General features: G+C 70.1%; 12 protein-coding genes. 8 read left to right on the top strand and 4 right to left on the bottom strand.

From position 1 onward, the window contains the following. The first annotated feature begins 79 nt into the window (after nucleotides 1–79). The 4 genes from AB0H36_RS27485 (at nucleotide 80) to AB0H36_RS27470 (ending at nucleotide 3,216) form a co-directional block, all read left to right on the top strand. Entirely contained in the window at nucleotides 80–472 is a 393-nt protein-coding gene (locus AB0H36_RS27485; protein WP_360529356.1) for a cupin domain-containing protein, read from the top strand. Nucleotide 473: 1 nt separating this feature from the next. Beyond that, complete coding sequence (locus AB0H36_RS27480) at nucleotides 474–1,373, top strand: amidohydrolase family protein (RefSeq protein ID WP_360529353.1); 900 nt, start codon at nucleotides 474–476, stop codon at nucleotides 1,371–1,373. A 64-nt stretch (nucleotides 1,374–1,437) separates the two neighbouring features. Beyond that, entirely contained in the window at nucleotides 1,438–2,382 is a 945-nt protein-coding gene (locus tag AB0H36_RS27475; RefSeq protein ID WP_360529350.1) for a zinc-binding alcohol dehydrogenase family protein, read from the top strand. 141 nt (nucleotides 2,383–2,523) lie between these two features. After that, nucleotides 2,524–3,216 carry a GntR family transcriptional regulator gene (locus AB0H36_RS27470; RefSeq protein WP_360529347.1) on the top strand — a complete coding sequence of 231 codons (693 nt, stop codon included), beginning with the start codon at nucleotides 2,524–2,526 and terminating at the stop codon, nucleotides 3,214–3,216. On the opposite strand, the gene AB0H36_RS27465 is transcribed toward AB0H36_RS27470, so the two are convergent. The 3 genes from AB0H36_RS27465 to AB0H36_RS27455 are packed head-to-tail and all read right to left on the bottom strand — an operon-like array spanning nucleotide 3,179 to nucleotide 4,966. After that, a complete protein-coding gene (locus AB0H36_RS27465; protein WP_360529344.1) occupies nucleotides 3,179–3,913 on the bottom strand; it encodes a PIG-L family deacetylase in 735 nt (244 codons plus the stop codon). The two genes, AB0H36_RS27470 and AB0H36_RS27465, sit on opposite strands and share 38 nt — an antisense overlap. After that, entirely contained in the window at nucleotides 3,914–4,378 is a 465-nt protein-coding gene (locus tag AB0H36_RS27460) for a PPOX class F420-dependent oxidoreductase (protein ID WP_360529341.1), read from the bottom strand. Nucleotides 4,379–4,426: 48 nt separating this feature from the next. Then, nucleotides 4,427–4,966, bottom strand: coding sequence for a hypothetical protein (locus AB0H36_RS27455; RefSeq protein ID WP_360529338.1), 540 nt, complete (start codon nucleotides 4,964–4,966; stop codon nucleotides 4,427–4,429). A 76-nt stretch (nucleotides 4,967–5,042) separates the two neighbouring features. Here AB0H36_RS27455 and AB0H36_RS27450 point away from each other — a divergent pair, with 76 nt between their 5' ends. Beyond that, nucleotides 5,043–6,053: a hypothetical protein gene (locus AB0H36_RS27450; RefSeq protein ID WP_360529335.1), complete on the top strand. Its 1,011-nt coding sequence runs from the start codon at nucleotides 5,043–5,045 to the stop codon at nucleotides 6,051–6,053. Beyond that, nucleotides 6,053–7,648, top strand: a complete 1,596-nt coding sequence (locus AB0H36_RS27445; RefSeq protein WP_360529332.1) for a DNA polymerase Y family protein — start codon at nucleotides 6,053–6,055, stop codon at nucleotides 7,646–7,648. Before AB0H36_RS27450 ends, AB0H36_RS27445 begins: the two co-directional genes overlap by 1 nt. On the opposite strand, the gene AB0H36_RS27440 is transcribed toward AB0H36_RS27445, so the two are convergent. Then, the gene (locus AB0H36_RS27440; RefSeq protein ID WP_360529329.1) at nucleotides 7,602–9,146 is read right to left on the bottom strand and encodes an MFS transporter; all 1,545 of its coding nucleotides are present in this window, start codon (nucleotides 9,144–9,146) and stop codon (nucleotides 7,602–7,604) included. The genes AB0H36_RS27445 and AB0H36_RS27440 overlap by 47 nt on opposite strands. Nucleotides 9,147–9,240: 94 nt before the next feature. On the opposite strand from AB0H36_RS27440, the gene AB0H36_RS27435 reads away from it, so the two are divergent. Together AB0H36_RS27435 and AB0H36_RS27430 are read left to right on the top strand one after the other, a co-directional pair. Next, nucleotides 9,241–9,840: an XRE family transcriptional regulator gene (locus AB0H36_RS27435; RefSeq protein WP_360529326.1), complete on the top strand. Its 600-nt coding sequence runs from the start codon at nucleotides 9,241–9,243 to the stop codon at nucleotides 9,838–9,840. A gap of 56 nt (nucleotides 9,841–9,896) precedes the next feature. Continuing rightward, the gene (locus tag AB0H36_RS27430; protein WP_360529323.1) at nucleotides 9,897–10,688 is read left to right on the top strand and encodes a DinB family protein; all 792 of its coding nucleotides are present in this window, start codon (nucleotides 9,897–9,899) and stop codon (nucleotides 10,686–10,688) included. Nucleotide 10,689 lies beyond the last annotated feature (1 nt).

Genomic DNA, 10,689 nt, shown 5'->3' with positions numbered 1-10,689 from the left:
GGGGCTGGAACTCCCGGCCTTCCCTCGTCGCTCCAGTCGCTTCGCTCCCTCCACTCCTCAGTCCAGGCCGGGAGGCCCCATGACCGGGTTCGACGAGCCGCTGCGCGAGTTGCTGCTGCAGACGGAGGACCTGGAGTGGGTGGACAAGTCCCTCGGCGGGCTGTCCCACAAGATGCTGTGGCGCGACCCGGAGACCGAGGCGTCGATCGCGCTGGTGCGGTTCGAGAAGGGGTCCGGGATCCCGTCCGAGCACAAGCACGCGTCGAACCAGTTCATGTTCTGCCTGTCCGGGCGGTACGTGTACCTGCCGACCGGGACGACGCTGACCAAGGGCAGCTTCTACTGGAACCCCAAGGGCAACGTGCACGGGCCGACGCTGGCCGAGGAGACGTCCGTCCTGCTGGAGGTGTACGACGGGCCGCACTACCCGGAGCGGCCGTCGTTCTACGACAACGACGAGGACGCCCGCTGAGATGGCCGGTTGGGACGTCCACACCCACCTGATCCCGCCCACTGTGCTCTCCGCTGCGCACAAGGGCGAGTTCGGGCTGTCCGTCGACAACGGTTCGCTGGTCGTCGACGGACAGCGGCTGCCGTTGGGGCGGCTGGCCGACCCGGCTGCACTTCTGCGCTGGATCGACGAGCAAGACCTGGACGGTGCTGTGGTGTCCGTCCCGCCTGCACTCTTCCGGTACGACACCGGCGTCGAGTGGGCCGAGTTGGTGAACCAGGGGTTGCGGGAGCTCGCCACACCTCAGCTGCGGGTGCTGGGCCAGCTGCCGCTGCTTGATGCAGCTGCACCCTCGGTTGCTGCTGCTCTGGCCCGCGAGGGGGTCTTCAGCGGCTTTGCCCTGGGTACGCCGAGCTACGAGGGGCTGGATCCGGTGTGGGAGATGCTGCACGCACTGGAGGCCTTCACGCTGATCCACCCGGGGCACAGTGACGACAAGCGGCTCGAGTCGTTCTACTTGACGAATCTGTTGGGGAATCCGTACGAGACCGGGCTGGCTGCGGCGAGTCTGATCTTCGCGGATGTGCCGGGGCGGTTTCCGGGGATCCGGTTCTGCCTGTGCCATGGGGGTGGTGTGACGGCGGCGCTGGCCGGCCGTTGGCAGCGGGGGATCGACACGGCGCGGCCGGGGATCGAGCCACCGTCGCTGGCGGTGGCGGACGCGTTGCGCCGGTTCTACGTCGACGACTTGGTGCACGACGACGCCGTACTGGAGCTGCTCGGCTCCACGTTCGGGCCCGAGCGGGTGCTGGCCGGCAGCGACTGGCCGTTCCCGATGGGCAGCGACTCCGTGTCCGCGATGCGGGCGCTGGCGGCCGGTGAGCTGACCGTACCGCTGGCGAAGGAGGTCGTCGCGCCGTGAGACGGGCTTTTCGTCAGGACAAACGTGTGATCAGATATCAAATCGTGGGAACCGGGGTGAAGCAATGAGCGCGCGGACGGGGGCAGTGCTGCGCAGTCATGGGCCGGGTCAGCAGCTGAAGGCCGAAGAGGTCGAGCAGGTTGCCGGACCAGGGGAGACGCTGGTCGAGATGCGGCTGGCCGCGGTGACGCAGGCCGACCGGTCGGTCCTGGCTGGCAAACAACCGACGCAACCCTTCATGCCGGGGTCCGAAGGCGTTGGTGTCGCGGTGACCTCAGCGAGTCTTGCGGCCGGGACGCCCGTGCTGATCCGTGGCGAGGGTGTCGGGGTGACGAGGCAGGGCCTCTGGGGCCGGTACGCCGTCGTGCCCGATGCCGCCGTACATCGGCTGCCTGCCGAGCTGGATGCTGTCGTCGCTCTTGCTCTGCTCACGCCGGCGTTGACTGCCCACACGGCCGTGCGGCGCGTTGCCGGCGTACTGGGAGGCGAGACGGTTGTGGTCACCGGGGTGACCAGTCTGCTGGGTCGTCTGTGTGCAGCGATGGCTCGTGCGGCCGGTGCGCGGAAGGTGATCGGGCTGGCCTGGGTCGGCGAGGCTGTGGACGCGGCTGCGCCGTTGGTCGACCAGATCGTGCGTGTGGACGAGCTAGGGCAGGTCGGGCGTGAGCTGCCGTGGTGCGACGCGGCGATCGACACTGTGGGCGGTCCGGTCACCAGTGGGGTGCTCGGCCAGATCACTCCGGGCGGGCGGATCGCCATACTGGGTTACAGGGCTGGTGAGTTCACCACGATCGACCTGCACCAGCTGATCGGGCGAGACCTGCGAGTGCTGCCGGTGAACCTGCAACGAACAGTCCTCGAACCTGGTGCGGTCAGCGAGGCGCTCGCTGCGGTCGCGCCGGTGCAGGTACGGCCGGACGTCGAGCTGGTGACCGCCGACCGGGCCGGCGACGCATTGGACCGGATCGCTCCCGATCGCAGGGTTTTCCTTGATCTGACGGGGTTCTGACGTAGCTGCCGGTTCGGGCCGCTGGACTAGACCAATCAGTGTTACTGAGCAATCTGCTGTCGGAGTCCCGCAGATCACCCACCGGCCGCTACGGTTACCTCCCAGAGTTGTGCAGTGGAGGAGAGAGGTAGCCCGCACCCTATGACCCGACGACTCGAGCTCACGCCCGGGGGACCGACCGGCCGTCGTACCCTCGCCGAGGAGGCGGCCGCCGAACTGCACGAACTCATCCTGTCCGGCGAGCTTCCGAGTGGTACGGCGCTTCGGCTCGAGGAGCTCGCGAAGCGGCTGGACATGAGCCAGATGCCGATCCGCGAAGGGCTGCGGCGGATGCAGGCGCTCGGGCTGGTCGAGATCGTTCCGCACAAGGGCGCGTGGGTCCGCGAGCTGTCGATGGAGGACCTGCGCGACACGCACCAGACCCGGCTGGCGCTGGAGTCCCTCGCGGTACGGGCGGCCGCGACCCGCTTCTCCGACTCCGACGCCGCACTGGCCCGCACTGCGCTGGCCGAGCACGTGCGGCTCTCGAAGGCCGGCGACAACATCGCCTCCCGGCAGGCGCACACCGAGTTCCACTTCGCCATCTACCGGGCCGGTGGGTCGCGCTGGCTGCCGCGCGCGATCGAGCCGGTGTGGCAGAACAGCGAGCGCTACCGGTTCGGCTCGCGGCAGACCAAGGCGCGGATCGAGCAGACCCGGCGTGAGCACCAGGCGATACTCGACGCGTGCGTCGCGCACGACGAGGCCGGTGCGGAGGCCGCGTTGCGCGAACACCTCGAGGGCGCGATGCAGCGCATCACGCAAACGATGGAGCGTCGCTACCAGAAGAGTTGAGCACCTCGAAGCGGTCGGTCTGCCAGCCACCCGCGTCGAAGATCGCCCGCAGCAGCAGGGAGTCGCCGCGTCTGCCGTAGGTGGTGACCAGTTCGGTGATGTCCGTCGTACCCAGGCCGTCGTAGTACTGGTCCAACGCCTTGCGACGGCGTTGGGCTGCTTCCGGGGTGCTGGTGATCTCTTGCAGTTCCGTTTGGCAGCCGACGACCTGCCCGGAGCCCACCTTCTCTCCGGGCAGGTGTCGTTGCAGGTAGTTGTGGCCTGCCTGCACGTCCTGTGCTCGCAGCCTTGCGCCCAACGCGTGGGTCTGCTGCCGTTGCACGGCTCGTGAGATGGCGATGTGGTCCGGGTGTCCTGTGAGCCCGTCCCTTCCGACCGTCAGCACGAGCTGCGGTTGGACCTCGCTGACCGCCTGTCCGACCTCTGCCGCGACCTCATTGGGCTGTGCACTCGCCAGCGTGTGCGGACCGCCTGATCCGCCGTCGTCGACCCAGCGGCCCTTGGTGCTCAGCCAGTCCCACTCGTCGATGCCGAGCAGGTCGCATGACGCTTGCAGTCTGTCCGCCGCGTCGCCGATTCCTGCTGTGGCGACCCGCAGTACGACGTGCCACCCCGCAGCGCTGAGCACTGCGGTGGCGGCGCCGGTAGCGAAGACCTCGTCATCCGGGTGCGCATGGACGACGAGCGCCGTACGCAACTAGTCGGCCAGCCGGGCCGGGAAGCCGCCTGTCGCGACCGGGCCCCAGCGCTCCGGGGTGACGCGGATCAGGCACTTGCCCTGCGTCCGCATGGCCTCGCGGTACTCGTCCCAATCCGGGTGCTCACCGGAGATCGACCGGTAGTACTCCACCAGCGGTTCCACCGCGTCCGGCAGCTGGATCACCTCGCCGGTGCCGTCCACCTGCACCCACGGACCGTTCCAGTCGTCCGACAGCACCACGACACTGGTCTGCGGGTTCCGCTCCACGTTCGTGCTCTTGGCCCGCTCCGGGTAGGACGAGATGACGATCCGGCCCTCGCTGTCCACTCCACCCGACACCGGCGAGGCCTGCGGCGTCCCGTCCGCCCTCGTGGTGATCAGCAACATGTGATGGCGCGGCCGCACGAACTCCAGCAGCTCCTCGACCCCGACCTTCGTATTCGTGGCAACAGTTCTCGGCATGCCCCCACCCTATGTTCGCTCACACCACCCCCGTCTCCTCGTCGTCCATCAGGTGGCCTTCCTCAGCAGGTCGTCGGGGGTGAGGAGTTGTTCCAGCTCTTCGTCGGGGAGGTGGTTGATGAGGTCCTTGGTGCGTTGGGCCTGTGGGGTGGTCGGGAGGGCGCCGGCGAGGAGCTCGGGGAGGAAGAGCTCGTAGCCGGCGCGGGCTCGGGGTGTGTACCTGTGCCTGGTCCTGGCGACCGCAGAGGAGACCCGGATAGCGTGCTCGTTGCCCGGCGGTACGTCGGGACGGTCGACCTCACGTGCAGCGAAGCGGAAGCCGTTCGCCTTGTCGCAACTCGCACAGCCGACCGGACCGGCGCCAAGCCCCGAGCCGCACTCACCACACGTCAACTGCTTGAGCGCCCCGTCCACAACCCGCCAGTCGAACTCGGACGTGTCCTGCAGAACGACCTCGGCCAGCTCCCGGGCCTCCGCCGTACCAACTGCCACGCCCGACTCCGCGCAGAACCCTCGCCAGGCCTCGTCGATACTGTCCTCGACCACTCGAAGCGCGTCCACCAATCGCGCGTGCTCCACCCGCCGCATGCGCTGGACTCTAGTGTCCCGGTGAGCTGTGGACGACCGGATTGACATGTTCGAACAGGTGTTCGAACATGGATTCATGACGGGGAGAAAGGCAGCGGATCGGGCGCCGGCGGTGACGGCGCTGGATCAGGCGCGCACGCTGCTCGCCCGAGCCAAGGCGCAGAAGGCGGCTCGGCTTCAGGCCGAGGACGAAGAAACCCTCGACTCACCCGTCCCCCTCCGGATTTCCGCCCAGGCGACCGCGGGTGGTGGGGTGCGGCGGTTGGTGGCGGCGCCGCGGACCACCGAGACGCGGGTGCAGCAGGCGCTGGACACCGCGAGTGTGGATCGGGTGCTGCCCACGTTGCCCGCGGTCTCCGAGCTGCTGGCGGGGGCTGGGTTGCGCGGCGGATCGGCGTACTCCGTGCGGGGATCGTCGGCGCTGGCGATGGCGATGATGGCCGGTCCGTCCGCGGAGGGTGCGTGGTGCGGGGTGGTCGGGCTGCCTTCGTTCGGGGCGGAGGCTGCGCGGGCGCTCGGGGTGGACCTCGAGCGCCTGGTCCTGGTGCCGGATCCGGAGCATGACTGGCTCAACGTCGTCGCTGCTCTGGTCGATGCGCTGACGGTGGTGGTGGTCCGTCCGCCGGGGGAGGTGACGCCGGGGGAGGCGTCCCGGCTCGCCGCGCGTCTGCGGACCCGGGGTGCGGTGCTGATCGCGGTTGGCTCCTGGCCGGGGAGTGAGGCGCGGCTGGAGGTGGAGAGCAACGTCTGGACCGGCTTGGGGGCCGGTGAAGGCCTGCTCGCCGCCCGGCAGGCGACCGTCGTGGTCACCGGCCGGCGAGCCGCCGTGCGCCAACGCCGGCACCAGCTCTGGCTCCCCGGACCGGACGGCGCCATCCGCTCGATCGACACCGCGGCGGACAGCACCTTTCGCCCGGTGGACTCCGCGGATGCCGCTGTTCGCGCGGTCGGCTCCGCGTCTGACGGTGCCTCCCGTTCGGTCGACTCCGGAGGTGGCGCTGTTCGCGGGGTCGGCTCGGCGGCGGACGGCGCCTTCCGGCCGGGTGTTGGCGAGGCTCCGGGCTGGCAGGACGAGGCGGTGGGGTGATGGGGCGTGGGCTGACTCGCACGATGGTGGTCTGGGTGCCGGACTGGCCGGTGACAGCGGCCGCGGTGGCGGCCGGGCGCTCTCCGGACGAGCCCATCGCCGTGCTGGAGAAGGGCAAGGTGCTCGCCACCTCCGCCGCGGCCCGGGCCGGCGGGGTGCGCCGCGGTCTGCGGGCCCGGGACGCGCAGTCGCGCTGCCCGGAGCTCGTCGTGCTGAAGTACGACCCGGTGATCGACGCGCGCTCGTTCGACCCGGTGATCGGCTGCCTGGAGGCGCTCATCCCGGGCATCCAGGTGATCCGGCCCGGGATGTGCGCGTTGAAGGCGCGCGGTCCGTCCCGGTTCTACGGCAGCGAGCCGGCCGCGGCCGCGAAGCTGCTCGACCGGCTCGAGACGTTCGACGTGCCGGGGAGCCGGGTGGGGATCGCCGACGGTCCGTTCGCCGCCGAGCAGGCGGCCCGGTCGAGCTCGGCGGAGACGCGGATCCTGGTGGTCCCGCCGGGGGAGTCGGCGGAGTTCCTGGCGCCGTTCAGCGTCGACACGCTCGAGCAGCCGACGCTGACCGACCTGCTCCGCCGGCTCGGGCTGCGGTCGCTGGGTGCGTTCGCGGGGCTGTCTCCCACCGAGGTGCTGACCAGGTTCGGCCCCGACGGCGCCTACGCCCACCGGCTGGCCTGTGGGTTCGACGATCGCTCCGTAGTCGGCCGCGAAGTCCCGCCGGAGCTCGTCCGCACCCTCGACTTCGAGCCGGCGGTGGACCGGGTCGACCAGGTCGCCTTCGCGGTCCGGTCGGTCGCCGACGAGCTGATTGCCCGGCTGACCGAGCTCGGCCTGGTCTGTACGACGCTGCGGGTCGAGGCCGGCACCGAGTCCGGCCGAATCCACGAGCGGGAGTGGTTGCACCCCCGCTGGTTCACCGCGGCGGACGTGGTGGATCGGGTCCGCTGGCAGCTGCAGGGGAGCGGTACGGCGACCACCGAGCTGACGTCACCCGTCGTACGGCTCCGACTCGTGCCCGAGCAGGTCGACCCGGTCGGCGCGTACGTCGACGGGCTGTGGGGCGGCGGGCCGGACGAGCGGATCCACCGGGCGCTGTCGCGGGTCCAGAGCATGCTCGGTCATGGGGCCGTCGCGTCGGTGGTGATCGGTGGCGGCCGCGGGTACGCCGAGCGGCAGACGCTGGTCCCGTGGGGCGACCGCCCGGTGCCGGCCCACCCCGCGGATCAGCCGTGGCCGGGCTCGATCAGCTCCGCCGACGCCACGCGCTGGCCCGCCCTCGCGCCGACCACCATCTTCCCCACCCCGCTTCCCGCGCAGGTCCTCGCCGAGGACGGCAGCGAGGTCTCGGTCAGCGCCCGCGGCGCGCTCTCCGGCACGCCCACCGCCTTCCGCCTCGGCCCAGCCGCTCAAGTTGCCGATAGCAACAAGCTGCACCCGATCACTGCCTGGGCCGGCCCCTGGCTGGTCGACGAGCGCTGGTGGGACCCGGACACCGAGTCCCGCCGCGCCCGCTTCCAGTTCACCACCGCCGACACCCGGGCCTGGCTCTTCACCCTCCACCAAACCACCTGGCAGGCCGAAGCCACCTATGACTGACGATCGAGAGGAACAGGAGCGCCATCAGGACCGCGCCCGCCCACATGGATTGCTGCCAGCCGCTGACGAAGGAATCCTGAGCCGCCCGGATCAGGGCCTCTGCGTGGGGTCCCGCTTCGGGAGCGACTGCGATGGCGTTGGCGATGCCTTCGCGGGCGGTGTCGGCGGCTGGTTCGGGGATTCCGGCGAGTTGCTGGTCGATGGCATTGCGGTAGCCGGCGGACAACAATGCTCCGAGCAACGCGACACCGAGCGCGGTGCCGAACTCCCGCGTCACGTCGTTGAGCGCGGACGCGACGCCTTGGCGCTCACGCGGCAGCGCACTCGTGATCGCCTCGGTGGACGGAGTCATCGACAGGCCCATGCCAAGTCCCATCGCGAGCATGCCCGGCAGGATCGCGACGTAGCCGCCGTCCGTGGAGACGAGCGTCGCCATCAGGACCAGGCCGACGCCTCCGAGCAGAATCCCGGCCGCCATCGTCGCGCGGCCTCCGATCCGCGCGGCGAGCCGCGGCGCGAGCCCGGAGGCGAACATCATCAACAACGCCATCGGCATCAGCGCGAGCGTCGAGCGCAACCCGGACCAGCCGAGCACAGCCTGGAAGAACGGGAACAGTACGACGAAGATCCCGGCCTGCACACCGAACACCGTCAGCAGCGACACGGACCCACTCGCCAGACCCCGCTTGCGGAACAGTCGTACGTCGAGCAGCGGAGCTGCCCGGCGCAGTTCCCACGCCACGAAGGCGACTGCGCCGACCACACCCACCGCAAGACTCACCAGCGTCAGCGGCGCTCCCCAACCCCGCTCCGGCCCCTCGTGCAACGCGAGGACGAAGCCGAACACTGCCACGACAGAAGCCAGCGAGCCGACGAAGTCGAACCGGTGCGCCGACTCCTCACGCGAGTTGGGCACAGCTCGCAGTGCCATCACGATCGCGACAACGACCAGAGCGACAGGCAGCACGAAGAGCCAGCGCCAACTCGCCAGGTCGACAAGGACGGCGGACAGGTACATGCCGAGGATGCCGCCACCACCGGCGACCCCGGTCCAGACGCCGATCGCCTTCGAACGGTGCTCGTCCGGGAAGGCCGACGTGATGACGGCGAGCGTGACCGGCATGATCATCGCCGCGCCGACACCGCTGACGAACCGGGCCGCGAGCATCATCTCGGACGACGTGGCCAAGCCGGCTGCGGCACTGGCCACCCCGAACAGGAGCAGGCCGGCCAGCAGCACCGGCTTGCGGCCCCACCGATCGCCGGCCGCACCGAGTGGCAGCAGCAGCGCGGCCAAGCTGATCGTGTAGAGGTTGATGAACCACAGGACCTCCGTCTGGGAGGCGTCGAACGTGACCGCGAGCTCCGGCTGCGCGACGTTCAAGCCGGACACCGAGGCGATCACCGCCATCAGCGCGACGCAGACCGCGACCAGGATCGCGCGCCGCCGGCGGGGGTCGTCGATGGTCGGCGCAGCGGCCGCCACGTGGGTACTCATGGGCTTCCCTTCACAACGTCGAGAGTCAGCACCGATGGTGGCGAGGAATCTGCCGAATCGGCAAAGCTTGTTGCCGAATGGCAAAATGGAACGCATGAGCCAAGCAGTGAACAGAACGCTGGACGCGGTCGGGCACCGGCTGAAGCAGCTGCGGCTGCGCCGCGAGGTCACGCTCGCCGACCTCGCCGACGAGACCGGCATCTCGATCAGCACGTTGTCCCGCCTCGAGTCAGGGCTGCGGCGGCCGACGCTGGAGCAGCTGCTGCCGCTCGCGGGCGCCTACGGGGTCACCCTCGACGAGCTGGTCGACGCGCCGCCCACCGGCAACCCGCGCATCAACCTGCGCCCGATCGCCTGCGGCGACGGGATGGTCGTGCTTCCGCTCACCCGTCGGCCCGGTGGCATCCAGGCGTACAAGTTCGTGCTCCCGGCCGGCCGCGACGACCAAGTGCCCGACCTTCGCACCCACGAGGGGTACGACTGGGCCTACGTGCTCAACGGCCGGCTCCGGCTCGTCCTCGGCGACCAGGAGCTCATCCTCGAGCCGGGCGAGGCCGCGGAGTTCGACACCCGCACCCCGCACTGGTTCGGCGCCACCAGCGCCGGTCCGGTCGAGTTTCTCAGCCTGATCGGCAAACAGGGCGAACGCGCCCATGTCCGCGCCGCTCCGAAGCGTAAGTCGGCAGCCAGCTGACGCGGTCTCCTCGACAGGCCGCGGAATTTGTCGGCGGTAGGGGCGAGAATGGCGCGGTGAACGAGCTGGGGCAGTTCGGTCCGCATCGGTGGTCGCCGGGATACCACGGTGCGGACGAGAGGTTTCGCGGGACGACGTTCATGGTGGCGGACCTGCGCGGCGCGCGGTTCGTCGACTGTGATCTGACCGGGGTGAAGATCGTCGACGCGGCGCTGGTCGACGTCGACATCTCCGGGTGGGTGAGCAACCTGGTCGTGAACGGGGTCGACGTCACGGAGTACGTCGAGGCCGAGCTCGACCGCCGGCACCCCGAGCGGGTGCAGTTGCGGGAGATCCAGGACGCCGACGGCTTCCGCGCGATGTGGGCGACGCTGGACGGGCTGTGGTCGGAGCTGACCGCCCGGGCCGAGCGGTTGCCCGAGTCCGCTCGCCACGAGCGGGTCGCCGGCGAGTGGTCCTTCGTCGAGACGTTGCGCCACCTCATCTGGATCACCGACTCCTGGGTGAGCCGCACGATCCTCGACCAGGAGCGGCCGTTCCACCCGCTCGCACTCCCGCAGACCGCCTACAACCCGGCAGACGCCGCGACGCTAGGCATGGACCTCGACGCCAAACCGACGTACGCCGAAGTCGTCGAAGCCCGCGCGGACCGGCAAGCAGTGGTCAACGCCATCCTCGAGGATCTAACCAACGCCGACCTCGGCCGCCCCTGCCCACGCCCACCCGCCCCCGGCTACCCCGAGGAGGACCGCGCGGTAGCCGACTGCCTCGGCGTCCTCATGGACGAGGAAGCCGAGCACTACCGCTTCGCCCTCCGCGACCTGACCACCCTGGAGTCCCGTCAGTAGC

This window comes from Kribbella sp. NPDC050820, assembly GCF_040653975.1.
Classification (GTDB): domain Bacteria; phylum Actinomycetota; class Actinomycetes; order Propionibacteriales; family Kribbellaceae; genus Kribbella.
Note: the sequence above shows the minus strand (reverse complement) of the source record. Positions and strands in the feature narration are given on the sequence as shown.

Excerpts from the sequence above, each read along its gene's own strand:
- AB0H36_RS27475 (WP_360529350.1), top strand. The coding sequence starts at position 1,438 with ATGAGCGCGCGGACGGGGGCAGTGCTGCGCAGTCATGGGCCGGGTCAG.
- AB0H36_RS27435 (WP_360529326.1), top strand. The coding sequence starts at position 9,241 with ATGAGCCAAGCAGTGAACAGAACGCTGGACGCGGTCGGGCACCGGCTG.
- AB0H36_RS27470 (WP_360529347.1), top strand. The coding sequence starts at position 2,524 with ATGACCCGACGACTCGAGCTCACGCCCGGGGGACCGACCGGCCGTCGT.
- AB0H36_RS27480 (WP_360529353.1), top strand. The coding sequence starts at position 474 with ATGGCCGGTTGGGACGTCCACACCCACCTGATCCCGCCCACTGTGCTC.
- AB0H36_RS27455 (WP_360529338.1), bottom strand. The coding sequence starts at position 4,966 with ATGCGGCGGGTGGAGCACGCGCGATTGGTGGACGCGCTTCGAGTGGTC.
- AB0H36_RS27460 (WP_360529341.1), bottom strand. The coding sequence starts at position 4,378 with ATGCCGAGAACTGTTGCCACGAATACGAAGGTCGGGGTCGAGGAGCTG.
- AB0H36_RS27450 (WP_360529335.1), top strand. The coding sequence starts at position 5,043 with ATGACGGGGAGAAAGGCAGCGGATCGGGCGCCGGCGGTGACGGCGCTG.
- AB0H36_RS27445 (WP_360529332.1), top strand. The coding sequence starts at position 6,053 with ATGGGGCGTGGGCTGACTCGCACGATGGTGGTCTGGGTGCCGGACTGG.
- AB0H36_RS27440 (WP_360529329.1), bottom strand. The coding sequence starts at position 9,146 with ATGAGTACCCACGTGGCGGCCGCTGCGCCGACCATCGACGACCCCCGC.
- AB0H36_RS27485 (WP_360529356.1), top strand. The coding sequence starts at position 80 with ATGACCGGGTTCGACGAGCCGCTGCGCGAGTTGCTGCTGCAGACGGAG.